A 14,832-nucleotide genomic window follows, 5' to 3' on the forward strand; every position below is an offset into this window, starting at 1 on the left:
ATCACGCAATCGTCGTTAATGCTGCGAAGATTGTGAGCACAATGGCACTGCCTGCTGCGATGACCCAGTACGATTCGTAGGGCCGCCAGCGGCTGGCGAGAGCTGCCCCGACGAGCGCGCCGAGGGTGTTCGAGATGATGTCGTCCAGGTCGGAGAATCCGGCCGCGAAGACGAACTGGGTGGTCTCGATGCCCAGGCTGAGCGCGAAACCGATGGCCGTGGCGCGCAGGATGGAGTCGCGGTAAGCGATGAACCCGATGGGCGCGAAAAGCGCCATGTTGCCAATCAGGTTGACCCACGGGGCCCACCAGGCCGCTCCAGTGTGGAACGTTTGCAACGGGTTGATGCGAATCTGGCGGCGTTGGTGCACCGCCGACTCCCACACTCCGGGCAGCTCAATGTAGGCCTTGCCGAATGTCACGAGCACCACCAAAGTGGCAACGAGCAGCGCCGCCACAAGTTTCAGAAGTGTCGGTGCTGCTCGGTGTTGGGGGAGTGTCAAAGTGGAGAAAGTGCTTACGGATTAGGCCGCAGCGGCCTCGTGAGGAACCGGACCGCCGGAAATCTGGCGGTACGCGTGCGCCTGCACGAGGTAGGTGTACGGCGTGACAAAGACGGTCAGAATGATGGTGATGATAGCACCGACCGCCGCCATGCCTTCGCCGGAGCTGAGGAAGAGTGCGGGGGCCGACACAGCCATGTTCACGATGGCAAGGAACAGGATCAGCAGAAGTACCGGGAAGTAGTTTCGTGCGCCGCTGCGCATCGCACCACCGAAAGCGTTGCCGAACGAGCCGTTGTTGTCAGCCGCGTAGTAGATGATGAACAGGAAGAACGGTGCCAGGAGGAGTACCGGAATGAAGAGGCTTGCCAAGAATATCCCCCCTGCCTTCATCACATTGGGATCCGAAAGCAGCGCCTCCGGCGAATCTGCGTACATCGCGATGTTCTCGTCGATGAGGCCGGTTGCGGCCGTGATGATTCCCGCAATGATGCTCAGAATGATAATTCCAACGACGACGATGACCACGAGGATGGCCGCAACTCCCAGCGTCTTGCCGTAAGCCGGGGCCTGCCACTTTTGGAACTTCTTCACCAGGGTCTGCTGCAGCACACCGGAGGCGAAGAGCGGCGCGAGCAGGAACAGCGCAACGAGGGCGAGGAGACCGAGAACCACGAACTCAGAGTTCGACACCGCGGTAAGCACTGCTGAGGAAACGCCGATGAGCAGCATCTTGCCCGGGTTTGCCATGAGGCCCTTGAAACCCCACGAAATCGCCTCGCCAAGGCGGAGCTTGCCGGTGCCCTTTGTGTGGCGCCAGCCGTTGGCGGCCGGGTTGTTGATCGGGTGAGGCTGGGTGCCGTCGCCAAAGGTGCCGTCGGTCAGCTGGGAGCCGTGGAAACGCATCGCGTCGCCCCCGGCAGCGCCGGCAGCGGAGTTGACGTCGAACTGGGAGTAGTCGCCCGGCTGGCCGTAGGCCTGCTGGCCATACGGTTGCTGATCATAAGCCTGCTGACCGTACTGATCCTGACCGTACTGATCCTGGCCATACTGGTTCTGGCCATACGACGGGTAGTTGCCATACGACTGCTGGCCATACGGCTGGTTCGGGTCACCGCCTTGGTTGCCGTAGCCCTCAGGGTCGTTGCCGTAGGGCGGGTAGCCGCCGTTGTTCGGGGTGCTCATGGTGTCTTCCTTCAAAGAGTCGGAGGCAAAAACACCTGAAATTTTACATAGAAGGCCACCGTCGGCGCACTCTCAACCACTCGGGGGCTAGTTCTCCGCGGCCTCGTGGGGTACCGGGCCGCCGGAAACCTGGCGGTACGCGTGTGCGCCAACCAGGTAGCTGTACGGCGTGATCAACAGGGAAAGCGCGATGGTCAGCAACGTGCCGACTAAACCGTTGAGCATCCCTTCGCTTGCCAAGTATGCCGGGAGCTGCGCGATGATACCGAGCACGATGATGAACACAGCAGTGGCCAGCGTCGACAGATAGTTGCGCGCAGCCGCGCTGAGACCCGCGCGGAGCGCGTTGCCGAAACTGCCGTTGTCGTCTGCTGCGAAATAGGCGGGAAAGACGAAGAACGGCGCTATGAGCAGGCACATCACCACCAACAAAACCACAAGGATCATCAGCCCGCGCAGCGTCGACGGATGATCCACCGCCGCCTCAGGGTCGGTGAGGATAAGGCTGAGGTCCATCCCAGCGACCGCAAACACCAGTGCGATGAACGTCAGCAAGAGCACGATGCCGAAGGACACTGCGATGAATACGCCAAGCATCCCTAATGCTTTGCCGTAAGCGGGAGCCTGAACATGCTGAAACCTGGCCTTCAGCGTCTGCTGCAACGCGACAGAGAGGATCACCGGAATGATCAGCAGCGAGCCGATCGCGGCGAGCGGTCCAACCCACGGCAGCACCGTCATTTCATTGAGCACAGCCATCACGAGACCGATCAGCAGCATCGGGCCAGGATTAGTCGTAATCGCCTTGAACCCCCACGCGATCGCCTGACCGGGGCGCAGTTTGCCGGTGCCCTTCGTGTGGCTCCAGCCGTTGCCCTGTGGATCACCACCGGAGGGCGAGTAGCCGCCGGGATTCGTGGTGCTCATTGTGCCTTGCCTTCTACTTCACCACGAGGTTCACCATGCGCCCCGGTACGACGATGGTCTTCACCACGGTCTTGCCCTCGGTAAGTTCTGCCACGCGCGGGTCGGCCAACGCCACCGCCTCGATCTCGTCCTGGCTGGCCTCGGCCGGTACGTCGACGCGCGCTTTGACTTTGCCGTTGATTTGGACAGGCAGTTCAACGGTGTCGTCGACAAGCAATTGCTCATCAAAGGTGGGGAACGGCTCGAACGTGATGGTGCCCTCGTGGCCGAGCTTGGCCCAGAGCTCCTCCGCGAGGTGCGGGGCGAGCGGGGAGACCATTTGTACCAGCGGGGTGACGGCGTCGCGCGGGGCGCCGGACGGGTAGGTCTTGGTCAGGTAGTTAACGTACTCGATCAGCTTCGCGGCGACGGTGTTCAGACGCAGTGCCTCGTAGTCCTCGCGCACGCCGGCGATGGTGCGGTGAAGCTGCTTGGCGTCGTCGGTGGTCAGATCCGCGTCGGTGACTGCGAGTTCGCCCGTTTCCTCGTTCAGTGCGAGGCGCCACAGGCGCTGCAGGAAGCGGTGCGCGCCGACAACGTCCTTCGTCGCCCAGGGGCGCGAGGTGTCCAACGGGCCCATCGACATCTCGTACACGCGCAGGGTGTCCGCGCCGTACGTGCTCACCACATCATCCGGCGCGACGGAGTTCTTCAGCGACTTGCCCATCTTGCCGTACTCGCGGTTGACCTCCTCGCCGCCATAGAAGTACTTGCCGTCGCGCTCTTCCACCTCGGCCGCCGGCACGTACACACCGCGGGAGTCGGTGTAGGCGTACGCCTGGATGTAGCCCTGGTTGTACAGGCGGCGGTACGGCTCCTGCGAGGTGACAAAACCAAGGTCATAGAGCACCTTGTGCCAGAAGCGGGCGTAGAGCAGGTGCAGCACCGCATGCTCCACACCGCCCACGTACAGGTCCACGCCACCCGGGTCGTTTGCGCCGTGCTCCTCGGGGCGCGGGCCCGTCCAGTAGCGCTCGTTTTCGATGTTGCAAAACTCGTCGTTGTTCGTCGGGTCAATGTAGCGCAGCTGGTACCAGGAGGAACCGGCCCACTGCGGCATCACGTTGGTGTCGCGGTAGTACTTCTGCGTGCCGTGGCCCAGATCCAGCTCCACCTCGACCCAGTCGGTGGCCTTCGCCAGCGGAGGAGCGGGCTCGGATTCGGCGTCGTCCGGGTCGAAAGCGACCGGGTTGTAGTCCTCAACCTGCGGCAGTTCCACCGGCAGCATGTCCTCCGGCAGGCCGTGCGCCTGGCCGTTCTCGTCGTACACAATCGGGAACGGCTCGCCCCAGTAGCGCTGGCGGGCAAACAGCCAGTCGCGCAGCTTGTACTGAATCTTCTCGGCGCCGTGGCCGCCGGCCACCAGCCAGTCAATCGCTCGCTCGATCGCCTCAGCCTTGCCCAAACCATTCAGGTCCAGGCCTTCGCTATTCGACGAATTAATGTGCGCGGCATCCCCAGTAAACGCAGCCTCGGAGACGTCGCCGTCCAGCACCGCCGTAATCGGCAGGCCGAAGACGGTGGCGAACTCGTAGTCGCGCTCGTCGTGCGCCGGCACCGCCATAATCGCACCCGTGCCGTAGCCGGTGAGCACGTAGTCCGCGATGAACACCGGCACCTGCTCGCCGTTGACCGGGTTGGTCGCGTACGCGCCCAAGAACACGCCGGTCTTTTCCTTGTTTTCCTGGCGCTCCACATCGGACTTCGCCGCAATCGAGCGCTTGTACGCGTCGACCGCCTTGCGCGGGGTCGCGGCGCCGTTGGTCCAGCGCGCGTCGGTGCCTTCCGGGTAAGCGTCGGCCATGAGCTCGTCGACAAGCTCATGCTCCGGAGCAAGCACCATGTAGGTGGCGCCGAAGAGGGTGTCCGGGCGGGTGGTGAAGACCTCGATCGGACCGGCGGCGGACTGGAAAGCAACCTGCGCGCCGCGCGAACGGCCGATCCAGTTGCGCTGCATCGAGATGACCTTTTCCGGCCAATCCAAAAGCTCAAGGTCGTCGAGCAGGCGGTCGGAGTAGGCGGTGATGCGCATCATCCACTGGCGCAGGCGCTTGCGAAAGACCGGGAAGTTGCCGCGCTCCGAACGCCCGTCCGCGGTGACCTCCTCGTTCGCCAGCACCGTGCCTAGGCCGGGGCACCAGTTCACCATGGATTCGGAGAGGTAGACCAGGCGGAACTCATCGATCGCCTTGTGTTTTTCCTCGGTGCTCAGCTCGCGGAAGTCGCGGCCGTCCTTGGTCTTACGCTCGCCGGTGAGCAGGTCGCGCACCAGCTCCTCGATCGGGCGGGCTTTCTGCTGCTCCTGGTCAAACCACGCGTTATAAATCTGCAGGAAGATCCACTGCGTCCACTTGTAAAACTCCGGGTCCGTCGTGGCCACCGAGCGTCGCGGGTCATGGCCCAGGCCCAGCATGGACAGCTGGCGGCGCATGTTGGCGATGTTTTGCTCAGTCGTGGTGCGCGGGTGCGTGCCCGTTTGAATCGCGTACTGCTCCGCCGGCAGACCGAATGCGTCATAACCCAGCGTGTGTAGCACGTTCTTGCCCAGCATGCGGTTGTAGCGCGCGTACACATCCGTCGCGATGTAGCTCAACGGGTGACCCACATGCAGGCCCGCGCCCGAGGGGTACGGGAACATGTCCTGCACGTTGAGCTTGTCGGCGGGCAGCTCCGTCTGGCTGTCTGACGCTTGCGGAGCAAGGTCACCCACCGGGTTCGGAGCGTTGAACGTGCCGTTCTCGCGCCAATAGCCCTGCCATTTGCCTTCGATATCGTTGGCCAGCTCAGCCGTGTAGCGGTGCGGGTTCGCCGGGGTCGCGGAGTTCGCTTCAGTCATGGTTAGACAGTCTAATAGGGCACCGTTTGTCACGGTCGCAGGGAGCTTTTGCTTATCGACGCCTCGTTCCCAGCGTCGAGGCGTCCATCTAACGCCCGAGCGACTGGGGGAGATATGGAAGGTGTGGGTCGTTACCGCCCACAGCACTCGTCCTCAGCATTCGTCCTCTACTGAAAGTGCATTGTTTTCATGTTCACCCGCAAACGTCTTGCCCCCGCCTGCATTGCAGTAGTCACCGCCAGCGCCGCCATCGTCGCACCTGCCGCTAACGCTGTCGAACTTCAGGTCGAAACCCGCAGCGGGCATTCCCTCAACGCCGTTGAGCTCAGCTCCGCGCTCATCCAGCCGTACAAGGACCTTTCGTCCCTCGGGTCGTCGGAATACTTCTTCCCCAGCCCGGAGAACCGCGCCCCTGGGAACCCGGGCCTGCTCTCGTCGACTTTGGGGAGCATCGTCAACCTCGTCCTGCCGTTCTACGCGCTCTTTGAACTCACTGGATCGTCCATTAAGTAGTCGCTCTAGCACTAGATCCACGAAGGCGACATTGTTCACATATCCGCGAAATCGCTGCGATAGATGAAACCTTCGGGCGATATTTAAAGCATGCTTTATGTATTGCTCGCGGTCGTGGCGATTGCTGCGGTCGGTTACTTCATTTACAAAAAGGTGCACGCGGCATCGGCAATCTTCGCCGTGGGCGTGCTGCTGCTCATGATCGCCGCGGCGACCGGCCGCGTGACCCTTTCTACTCAGGACATCGAGTCCAGCGGCAACGCGTTTTACGACGAGCTGCTGATCATCGAGTCCCTGTTCAAGTCCCGCTTCTCCGGCACCGGCATGGCGATCATGGTGCTCTTCGGCTTCGTCGGCTACATGCGCCACATCGGTGCTGACGCGAAGACCGTGGTTGCGCTATCCCAGCCGCTACGGCGCTTCGAAGGCTCGTACTGGCTGGTGCCCGTCGGGTTTGCGGTGGGCACGTTGTTGTCCTTGGTCGTGCCGTCGGCAAGCGCTCTGTCCCTGCTGCTAGTGGCGACCCTGATGCCTGCGCTGATCGCTGCTGGCCTGACTCCGCTGACGGTGGGCGCGATTGTGGTGACCTCCTCGACCATTGCGCCCTCGCCGCTCGAGGCTGGCCTGATTCAAGGTGCCGACCTGGTGGGGATGACGGTGACGGAGTTCACCTTCGGCAACGTGGCGTACGCGACGGTGCCGGCGCTGATTGTCGTCGCGTTCACGCACATGTGGTGGCAGCGGCGTTGCGATCTTCGCGATGTGGCGAAGGTGACCGCCGCGACCACTGCCGGAGAGGTGGAGGAAGCGAAGGAGAGCGAATCCGATAGGCGCATCCAGGAAGCCGTGGAACGCGCCCAGGGCCTGCCCGGGTTCTACGCACTGCTGCCGCTGCTGCCGCTTTTGCTCATCGTCATCTCCGCGATCCTGAACCGCATGGGCGTGGTGGGTTTCGAGGCCGACATTCTGCCGGTGACCGTGGTGTCGCTGATGGTGACCATGATCATCGAGGCGATCCGGCTGCGAAACGTCACAGAAGCGGTCGATGCGCTCCAGGACTTCTTCAAAGGTCTGGGCGAAGGTGCCGCCGGCGTGGTCTCGCTGATCGTCGCCGCGGCGATTCTGGTGGAGGGCATCACGCAGATGGGCGTGATCGACGCGCTGACCAATCTTGCGCAGGCGTCGTCGGGCGCGGCGGCGCTGATGGTGATCGTTTTCGTGCTGGCTACCGGCCTGATGGCGGTGCTCACCGGCTCCGGTGTGGCACCGTACTTCGCGTTCTCCGAGATGGTGCCGGGCCTGGCTGCAGAATCCGCTGTGCACGCGCCACAAATGCTCGCGTCCATTTGGTCCGCTTCGAATTTGATGCGTCAGGCCTCGCCAGTGAACGCCGCGGTGCTCATCGTCTCCGGCGCGCTGAAGATCAACCCGGTTGAACTGGTCCGACGCACGTTCGTGCCCATGCTCGTGGGCACGATCAGCGCAGTCATCTTCGCGTTCCTGTTGATCGGTTAAGCGCGTTGACTCGGGCGAGGGTTGATAACAGCGGGTTACCTTATGAGAGATATAAGAACTGTCACCGTCCCGAAGAACCTAGGAGACCCCATGCGCACCAACACCCGAGCTCGCCGCGTTGGCATTCTTGCCGCCGCCGTCACGCTGACCGCCACTTCGATTGCCGCCACCACCCCGGCAACGGCGGACGACACCGCTCCGACGTACACCGTGAAAGAGACGAAAAGCCCATTCGACGAGCATGCGGGTCCACTGTCGTCCAACACCTTCTTCTTCCCCAGGACTGAGCACCTCACCGAAGAAGAGAAAAAGACGATTGCCATCCAACCGTTATCATCCCGGTACCTGCTTTTCACCGGCCGCCTCGCGATGCTGCTCGCACCGATCGCGTGGCTGAGCTCGCTGGGACGCTAACTCCGTCTCACGGCAGCGAACTCGTCTAGCAGCTCGAGAACATCGGGGGAGCGCCAAGCCCTCCGCCGCCGATCCAACTGCCCACCAATAACGATGCCGTCGGCCTCGAGGCGCTCGAGTGCATTTCGGGCGGTTTCGACCGAGGCGTCGAACTCTTCAGCCACCACCGCAGCCGTGAGAATCGGGCGCTGCACAAGGAGGTCGAGCACCTGCCACGCGAGTGCGTCGGCACGTGCCGTAAGCTGGTGGGACCATTCGTCGCGCACGTCGACAAGCTCGTTCGCGAGCCATGTTCCGCGTTCGACGGCAGCCAGCGCGCTGCGGGCGAATAGCGCCACCACCGGCCCAACGTCCCCCTCCCGGTACGCGCTAAGCGTGTCAAAGTAGCCGACAGTATCGGAAAGCAACCCTACCGAGATCGGCAGCGCCGCAGAAGTAGTAATGCCGCGGGCACGCAGGATCACATGTATCAGCGCGCGGCCGGTGCGCCCGTTTCCGTCGGCAAACGGGTGGATGGTCTCAAACTGTGCATGCGCAACCGCCGCCTGCACCAAAGCCGGCAGGTCATCGCGCTGCATGAAGCGCTCGAGATCGCGCATTGCATCCGCCAGACGGGTGTGATGCGGAGGTACGAAATCCGCATCACCCGGGTGCAGATCGCTCCCGCCGATCCACACTTGCTGCTCACGGAACTTGCCCGCGATCTCCGGAGCAGACTCCTCCAGCAGCACGCGGTGCATCTCCAGTATCGACTCAAGCGATGGCACACCTAGATCCACCGCCTCCGCCATCTGCCGGGTATTGGCCGCAATGAGTCCAGCATTTCCGCTGGCGCGACCGGTCATCTCCGCTTCAAGCACCTTCCGCGCTGACGAGGTCAGCTGCTCAATCCGGCTCGAAGCGACAGATTCGCTGCGCAACAGCAGGGGAGTAAACGGCAGCAGGCGATGCGCCTCCGTCGCATCGAAGCGCACTACCTCAACGGTCGCCCGCTCCACCAAAGCAAGGGTTTCCTGGGACAATTCAAGGGGCAGTTCGCTTATCGACGCCACCTTCGCAGCGCCATACTCACGAGGTTGCGCCTTTGCAGCCCGGCGCGAGAGCGGCTGCGCGGACGGTTTCCACTGCAGCGTTTCGTACTGAATCCTGGGCCAGTTCATGTCCTCTACGTTAGCGGGAAAGCGAAAGTTCACGCCTTAAGTTTGATGTAGTCATCGCTTGACCAAACTTAAGGACTTATTTTTGGCCCATTAGTCTGAACACGAAACTTATGAGCGCCGGACTCAGTCCCCAGATCGCCCTCATCGCCCCTTGCTAGATCCGCAGGAAGTTGCGCAGCTGAGCAGCGAGTGCAGAGAGAACACCACCGAGGACCCCAATGATCTGGGAGATGATCGCGCCGACACCGGACAGGAACTTTGAACTCCCCGCAGTAGTAGTCGGTTCAGCCGGCGCGGACGAAGCAGACGGCGTGGACGAAGCGGGTGCGTCGGTGGTTGGGGTGGTCTTCGGCGCGCGGGCGGTGAGCCACTGATCCTCACCGATGGAGCGGTCCACAATACGGATCTCACCGATGCTGCCGAACCAGCCGTCTTCCATCTTGTCCTCCCACGCGGAGGTGCCGAGCAGCCACTTGTACTCCTCGCCCGCCATGCCGATTGGGCCGTAGCCGTCGCGAAGAATCGGGGAGCCGTCGACGTACATGGTTACCGACTTGTTCTTCGGGTCGTTTACCACTGCGACGTGCATCCACTCGCCCTTCGGCACCTCGTGGGTCCAGTTGGAGAAGCCCTTGCCGTTCTCACCGAGCGAGTACCAGCGCAGCTCGCGGAGGTTGGAAACGCCGAGCATCTGGATCGGGTCGCCATCCGGGTCCTTCGGGTTGACCTTGGTGCCGGAAGCGTCGCGGATCAGGGCGTTGGACCAACCGTTGTCGTCGCCGTCGAAGTCCTTGTCCAGCTTGAGGAAGGCCTCCATGGTGTAGCCGTTCTCGAAGTTCATCGAGTTGATCTTCGCGCCGGTGGCGGTCTCGAACCAGGCGACGGCGCTCTTGGCGTTCGGCTCGGCGAACTTCAGGGAACCAGCATCGGAGGACAACGGGTGGGTGTCGGTGGAGTAGGTGACCAGGTTGTCGGAGACTCCCGCGCGGTGCTTCACACGGGTCATATCCTGGCCGCTTTCGACGTCCGGGATGACGGAACCGGCCGGGGCGGCCTGGCCGTCGTTAAGCAATTGCCCCTCGAAAGTGGTGCGACCTGGCCTCCAGTGCACCGCTGTGCCCTCGACCTTGACATAGTCGTCCGAACCGGCAGGCTTCTCGGTCTCCGTGATGGTGTAGGGGGTGTAGCCCTTGGAGACGGTGTCGCGCAGGACGGCGCTGTAGTTCGGGTCGTTTTCATCGCCCTTGGTCCATGCTTCGTTGAAGCCGGCGAAGCGCGCGTCGAAGTCGATGTCGATCGCGTAGGAATCGCCGCTGCCCTCTGGGAGGAGGTGGTCGAACGCGGTGAGCTTGGCGGTGTTCTTCTGCTGGACCCACGGCGAGAACGCGGTCATCTCGAGCTGGTTGTTGCTCAGGTCGAACTGCAGCAGGCCCATCAGGCCGTTACCGCCGAGGTAGGCCATCTGGTAGTCCTGCAGGATGTTGATCACGTCGTGGCCAGCGTCGTTGGTGGTGACGTGGTAGCCGGCACCGTGGTGATGGCCGGCGATGGTGAGGAAGATCTGGTCGTTCTTGCGAATCAGCGTGTCCCACAGGTGCTGGCCGTACTCCTCGGTGAAGTAGGTGGAGCCGTCGCCGTTGATGCCGGTGATCTCGTGTGCGGTGAGGATGACGGGCAGCGTCGGGTGAGCGTCGATGACTTCCTGGGCCCATGCAAGCGTGTCGTCGTTGGCGCGGAAGCCGAGCGCGAGGACGAGGTACTCCTGGCCCTCGGCCTCGAAGATGTGGTACTCCGAATCGACGGTCTGGCCTGGGAACTTGTAGTCCTTGCCGCCTGCGTAGACGTCCGTGGACTGGTGGCGGCCCTGGAAGGTGGAGAGGTTCTCTGCGCGGGAGACGGGGAAGTAGGTCTCGAACGCGGAGGCGCCTCCGAGCATTGCGTAATCGTGGTTGCCCGGCAGCACGGAGTAATCCAGGTTGGCCTGGTCCAGCACGGCCATGGCACGGTCGGCGATGTCCCAGCTTGCGAGGTCCTCCGGCTGATCCACCAGGTCACCGAGGTGGGTGACAAACTCGGTGCCCAGCGCCTCATGGTTGTCGGCGAGGAACTCCGTCTGCACGTCGAACGGGTTGGAACCGTAGCGGGAGCCGAAGATGTCGCCCGCGGCATCAGTACCGTAGCGAGCGTAGAACTGGGTATCCGGCATGACGCCGAGGGTGAAGCGGGAAGCGAGGTCATCCGCCGCTGCGACGGGAAGCGGCAGCTGAGTCAGCGGGGTGAGCAGGGCAAGCGTGGTGAGGGCGGCAACTGGTTTACGCATGAGAGTCCTTCGCGGGTGCGGGTGCGGTGGGTGTGTTGCGCCGCCGACGCTAACCCTCAAAGGTTTCTTTTACGTAAATTTCATGTGAAACCTAGCGTTGCTGCGTCTCGACCCACTCCACGACCGGGTTCAGCCTGGCGAAATCGACCCGATCCACATCCTTGCCGTAGATGTCGATCATGTTGCGCTCGTTCTCGTTCTTCCGCGGCTTCATCTTCACCGCGGTGATCAACCCGCGCATGACGTTGCGGTGCGCCGCGGACAGCTCCGAGTAATTCAGCCGCCCGGGCAGGTAAAACCGCGTGACGGAATCGGCCAGATCACCGAGCAGGCCGCCGGTGGGGTCGGTCGCGGTCACGAAGTCGTCGATAGTCATGCCCGTGGTGGCGATGGCAACCGGACGGTCGCGCACCACCTCACTGCCCAGCGAGCGTACGAACTTCACACCCTCGTGCATCGGGCCGTGCGCCGGTGCGAGCACCACAATCGGACCCGCGGCGGACTCGGCGCTGACCTCCCCGGCCTCGGCGATCGGCACCGCATCTACGCCGACCCGGCGCGCCAACTCCTCAGCGTACTGCTTGGTGGAACCGTAGGTGCTGGCGTAGTAAATGCTGGTCATGGTGCCATTGTGGCACCTGTTACCGCACCATGTCCCAGATAGTGACGCACACGATAACCACACCCATGATGCCCACAAAGATGGTGTCCGGGCGGTTCGCGTAATGCTTGAACGCAGTCGCCTTGCGGAACAGCAGCGACGGCACCAGGTACACCAGGAAGGCCACAAACACACCGCCGACCACAGAGATCAGGGTCATAATCGACGGATTGAACACCGCGATCACCGTTCCAGTGACGAACACGAAGATGTTGATCATCCAGCGCAGCACGTTCTCGTTGACGCGCTGGGCGAAATTCGGTGCAGCGACGCGCAGGAGGTACGTGGTGCCCTCCTCGGTGCCCAACATGTGGCCGAAGTAGGACGAGGCGATCGCGCAGATTGCCACGATCGGGCTGAGCCACGCGAGCAGCGGCGTACCGGTCTCGTTCGCCAGGTAGGACAGCACCGGGATGTTCTGCTCGGCAGCCTCGTCGAGGCCGTCGGCGCCGAGTGCGAGGGCGCACGACCAGACGAAGAACATGGTGAACAACACCAGCGCGACCACCGCGGTGAGCTCGATCTTGGTCACGTCTTTTTCGGTCGCGGCCACGTCGCCATCGTGGTTCTTCTGCACGTCCAGCGCGAGCTTGGACAGCGCCGCCATGTGGCTGAAGGAAAACACCAGTACCGGAAGGATGAGCAGCAGCGACTGCCAGATTGGGGTGTCGGCCTCGTACGACATGAAGCTTTCAATGTCCCATCGCGGGATGAGGTACAGGGACACTCCGGCCAGCGCGATGATCAGCGGATAGACCAGGAAGTTCGCGATCGCCAGGGTGATCTTCTGTCCGAGGGCGAACGCGCCGGTGAGCACGCCGACGCAGATCGGCGCGAGGATCCAGCGGCTGATCTCCGGGCCTTCAATCTGGTTGATGATGAAGCTCTCCAGCGTGTTGGTAATGGAGATTGCGTAGATCAGCACCGTCGGATACACCGCCAGCCAGTACACCAGCGCCGTGGCAAAGCCGCGCTTGCGCCCGGTTAGCGCCGTGACCACCTGCAGCACATCCATGCCGGGGATCGGGGAGCCGGAGACGATGCGCGCGTACGTGCGGTGTGAGAAGAACACCAGCGGCCCGATGAACAAAGTGGCGATGATCAGCGGCCAGAAGCCGAACGTGCCGGCATCCAGCGGCAGGAAGAGGATGCCCGCGCCAACGGCGGTACCGAAGAGCGTCATCGCCCACGACATCACCGTGCCGTCGGGTGCGGACTCCGTCTTCGCCTCCTCCTCGATCTGCTCACGGTCCGCGTCGGAGAGGTGCTCCATCTCGAACTCGTCGCGCGCCTGCTCCAGGTGCTCGTCGCTGTGCAGCTCCGGGAGGTCGTCGGCGTTGCCACCGCCCGAGGAATTGCTGGAGTTGGATCCGCCGTAGGCAGTGGACATCGGTGGCCTGCTTTCGTCAGTGGGCACGGGATACTTCAACAGTAGGGAAGTTGGTGGGTGGTTCGCCGCATTGCCCGCGGTTAGACACACGGAAGGGACATGCTTGACGACGGCTGCGTGACCGGTGTGCGAAGGGATTTCCATCCGAAGGTCCCGCTACCACGACGATTCTTCCTGACTGCAGCCTGCCTCAAGAGGGTGGGTGCCCTTCGGAAAGAGCGCAAGAGTTTGTGGATGGTTGCGAGTAAACAGTGCGTTAATGCCAACGAGTTCTACATGAAATAACGGTAAGAGCCAAAGACACTCAGCAGCACAATCTTTCTAAACATCTTTGTAGAGTGCAGTCATGGCTTACGACCTACTCGCAATTGAAAGCGTAGAGGATTTGATCCGGGCGGTTCACCAGGTTGAGATCGAAAAGGGGCCGGAACTTCGAGACCGCCGCGTAGCTTATTGGACATTATTTCGAGGGCACGCCAACATGAACTACAAGATCGAGCCCGTGTTATACCGGCAGTATGATGCTCGACCTTATTTTTACGAACTAGAGCAGCTACTGATCGAAGAGACGATTCGGCTGATGCCGAAGGAGTTTACTGGCCTCACCGATATAGAGACCCTTGCGAAGCTGCAGCATATTGGAACTCCAACGCGCCTTTTGGACGTTACGACTAACCCGCTCGTGGCGTTGTTCTTTGCCTGTGGTGAATCTCACGACAGCAACGGAAAGGAGGTGGACGGTGAGGTCATTTTGTTCCCGCGGACTCAAGTTTGGAGCGAGAACTCCTATGCCGTCCAGCTTCCTGCAACGTGGGCAATCAACGGTACATGGGGGACAACCTGGAGGGCGGATGCCATTGTACGTGCGAGATATGTGGCCAACCCCAATGACTTGGGGCGTTTCAAAACTTTTGTCGCCGCACTCACACGATCGTTTACAGCGGTACGCCCGTCGTACACGAACCCCCGACTAGGAGCTCAAAGTGGTGCTTTTCTCATCGCTGGGATGAACCTAATCCTTAATGGGTCTCCGGTGGATCTGTCATCGGAAAACGCGGAGCCTCCCAAGGAAGGTGAGTTGTTCAGCTTTGCTCCCAAGTTATTTGATCCCAAAGCTGCTGACGGGGAGTTGGTTACTCACGAGCGGCGATTCATAGTGCCTGCGGGAGCCAAGAAGGCGATCCTCAGACAATTAGACGGTCTTAACGTTAACGAAGCAACCCTGTTTCCTGAGCCTGAACACCAAGCTCACTATGTAAAGCAGGGATTCATGACTGGGTCGTTCGGAGAGACGTACGCGACCCGTTTGACTCCTGAAGCGGATGCTGATTGACCTGCCGAAACCCAAATCAACGCACTACCACCTACGC

Annotated in this window: 12 protein-coding genes; 4 read left to right on the top strand and 8 right to left on the bottom strand. The window is 61.9% G+C overall.

What is annotated here, in order from left to right; translation table 11 throughout:
- Position 1: 1 nt before the first annotated feature.
- The 4 genes from CGLAUT_RS11815 to leuS form a co-directional block, all read right to left on the bottom strand.
- Positions 2–457, bottom strand: a complete 456-nt coding sequence (locus CGLAUT_RS11815) for a VanZ family protein (protein ID WP_290185398.1) — start codon at positions 455–457, stop codon at positions 2–4.
- A gap of 66 nt (positions 458–523) precedes the next feature.
- Positions 524–1,687, bottom strand: a complete 1,164-nt coding sequence (locus CGLAUT_RS11820; RefSeq protein WP_290185400.1) for a hypothetical protein — start codon at positions 1,685–1,687, stop codon at positions 524–526.
- An 87-nt stretch (positions 1,688–1,774) separates the two neighbouring features.
- Entirely contained in the window at positions 1,775–2,614 is an 840-nt protein-coding gene (locus CGLAUT_RS11825) for a hypothetical protein (protein ID WP_290185402.1), read from the bottom strand.
- A 13-nt stretch (positions 2,615–2,627) separates the two neighbouring features.
- A complete protein-coding gene (gene leuS, locus CGLAUT_RS11830) occupies positions 2,628–5,489 on the bottom strand; it encodes a leucine--tRNA ligase (protein WP_290185403.1) in 2,862 nt (953 codons plus the stop codon).
- Positions 5,490–5,678: 189 nt separating this feature from the next.
- On the opposite strand from leuS, the gene CGLAUT_RS11835 reads away from it, so the two are divergent.
- From CGLAUT_RS11835 to CGLAUT_RS11845, 3 genes are all read left to right on the top strand, one after another.
- Entirely contained in the window at positions 5,679–6,002 is a 324-nt protein-coding gene (locus CGLAUT_RS11835; protein ID WP_290185405.1) for a hypothetical protein, read from the top strand.
- A gap of 90 nt (positions 6,003–6,092) precedes the next feature.
- The gene (gene dcuC / locus CGLAUT_RS11840; RefSeq protein WP_290185407.1) at positions 6,093–7,517 is read left to right on the top strand and encodes a C4-dicarboxylate transporter DcuC; all 1,425 of its coding nucleotides are present in this window, start codon (positions 6,093–6,095) and stop codon (positions 7,515–7,517) included.
- A gap of 90 nt (positions 7,518–7,607) precedes the next feature.
- Positions 7,608–7,931, top strand: coding sequence for a hypothetical protein (locus CGLAUT_RS11845; protein WP_290185408.1), 324 nt, complete (start codon positions 7,608–7,610; stop codon positions 7,929–7,931).
- On the opposite strand, the gene CGLAUT_RS11850 is transcribed toward CGLAUT_RS11845, so the two are convergent.
- From CGLAUT_RS11850 to CGLAUT_RS11865, 4 genes are all read right to left on the bottom strand, one after another.
- Positions 7,928–9,091, bottom strand: coding sequence for a Fic family protein (locus tag CGLAUT_RS11850; protein WP_290185409.1), 1,164 nt, complete (start codon positions 9,089–9,091; stop codon positions 7,928–7,930). The two genes, CGLAUT_RS11845 and CGLAUT_RS11850, sit on opposite strands and share 4 nt — an antisense overlap.
- Before the next feature lie 154 nt (positions 9,092–9,245).
- The gene (locus CGLAUT_RS11855; protein ID WP_290185410.1) at positions 9,246–11,411 is read right to left on the bottom strand and encodes a LamG-like jellyroll fold domain-containing protein; all 2,166 of its coding nucleotides are present in this window, start codon (positions 11,409–11,411) and stop codon (positions 9,246–9,248) included.
- A 91-nt stretch (positions 11,412–11,502) separates the two neighbouring features.
- Positions 11,503–12,033, bottom strand: coding sequence for a flavodoxin domain-containing protein (locus CGLAUT_RS11860; RefSeq protein WP_290185411.1), 531 nt, complete (start codon positions 12,031–12,033; stop codon positions 11,503–11,505).
- Between the two features lie 19 nt (positions 12,034–12,052).
- The gene (locus CGLAUT_RS11865) at positions 12,053–13,462 is read right to left on the bottom strand and encodes an aromatic amino acid transport family protein (RefSeq protein WP_290185412.1); all 1,410 of its coding nucleotides are present in this window, start codon (positions 13,460–13,462) and stop codon (positions 12,053–12,055) included.
- 346 nt (positions 13,463–13,808) lie between these two features.
- Between CGLAUT_RS11865 and CGLAUT_RS11870 the strand changes: the two genes are divergently transcribed.
- A complete protein-coding gene (locus tag CGLAUT_RS11870; protein ID WP_290185414.1) occupies positions 13,809–14,795 on the top strand; it encodes an FRG domain-containing protein in 987 nt (328 codons plus the stop codon).
- The last annotated feature ends 37 nt before the right edge of the window (positions 14,796–14,832 follow it).

This window comes from Corynebacterium glaucum (assembly GCF_030408855.1).
Classification (GTDB): Bacteria; Actinomycetota; Actinomycetes; order Mycobacteriales; family Mycobacteriaceae; genus Corynebacterium; species Corynebacterium glaucum.

Coding starts and splice junctions, on each gene's coding strand:
- CGLAUT_RS11825 (WP_290185402.1), bottom strand. CDS start 2,614: ATGAGCACCACGAATCCCGGCGGCTACTCGCCCTCCGGTGGTGATCCA.
- CGLAUT_RS11820 (WP_290185400.1), bottom strand. CDS start 1,687: ATGAGCACCCCGAACAACGGCGGCTACCCGCCCTACGGCAACGACCCT.
- leuS (WP_290185403.1), bottom strand. CDS start 5,489: ATGACTGAAGCGAACTCCGCGACCCCGGCGAACCCGCACCGCTACACG.
- CGLAUT_RS11860 (WP_290185411.1), bottom strand. CDS start 12,033: ATGACCAGCATTTACTACGCCAGCACCTACGGTTCCACCAAGCAGTAC.
- CGLAUT_RS11855 (WP_290185410.1), bottom strand. CDS start 11,411: ATGCGTAAACCAGTTGCCGCCCTCACCACGCTTGCCCTGCTCACCCCG.
- dcuC (WP_290185407.1), top strand. CDS start 6,093: ATGCTTTATGTATTGCTCGCGGTCGTGGCGATTGCTGCGGTCGGTTAC.
- CGLAUT_RS11865 (WP_290185412.1), bottom strand. CDS start 13,462: ATGTCCACTGCCTACGGCGGATCCAACTCCAGCAATTCCTCGGGCGGT.
- CGLAUT_RS11845 (WP_290185408.1), top strand. CDS start 7,608: ATGCGCACCAACACCCGAGCTCGCCGCGTTGGCATTCTTGCCGCCGCC.
- CGLAUT_RS11870 (WP_290185414.1), top strand. CDS start 13,809: ATGGCTTACGACCTACTCGCAATTGAAAGCGTAGAGGATTTGATCCGG.
- CGLAUT_RS11850 (WP_290185409.1), bottom strand. CDS start 9,091: ATGAACTGGCCCAGGATTCAGTACGAAACGCTGCAGTGGAAACCGTCC.
- CGLAUT_RS11835 (WP_290185405.1), top strand. CDS start 5,679: ATGTTCACCCGCAAACGTCTTGCCCCCGCCTGCATTGCAGTAGTCACC.